We start from the raw sequence: 387 nt of genomic DNA on the forward strand, positions 1-387 counted from the left end.
GCCGTCACGGCTGACCGAGACCGACATCACACCGGTGGACCGGTCCCGAGCTGTCCTTCCGAAGTCGAGAGCGGGCCGCCGTGCGTATCACTTCTCTGATCGCCACGGTGGTTCTCGCCGTCACGGCGACGGTTACGGGCCCGGCAGCGTTCGCCGCCGCACCGAGCGCGCCGGGATCCGGCGGAGCGCAGCAGGGGGCAGCCCCGGCCCCCGTCGCCGCCACGATGACCCGGACCGCTCTCGACCTGTCCGCCGGATCGGCCGGCTCGGAACCGGCGTCGGCCGGTGCGGGACCGGCATCGGAACCGGCATCCGGTGCGACCGACGGACCGGTCGCCGCCGACCCCACCGCGCCGGGGGCCACCGGCGATTCGATCACCCTCCAGC

1 pseudogene is annotated in these 387 nt (G+C 74.7%); it reads left to right on the forward strand.

Annotated features, from left to right (window positions below):
- Positions 1–80: 80 nt before the first annotated feature.
- Positions 81–387 (forward strand): annotated as a pseudogene (locus I6F37_RS44415) (AraC family transcriptional regulator); the annotation flags it as partial.

This window comes from Bradyrhizobium sp. NBAIM08 (genome assembly GCF_020193935.1).
Classification (GTDB): Bacteria; Pseudomonadota; Alphaproteobacteria; order Rhizobiales; family Xanthobacteraceae; genus Bradyrhizobium; species Bradyrhizobium yuanmingense.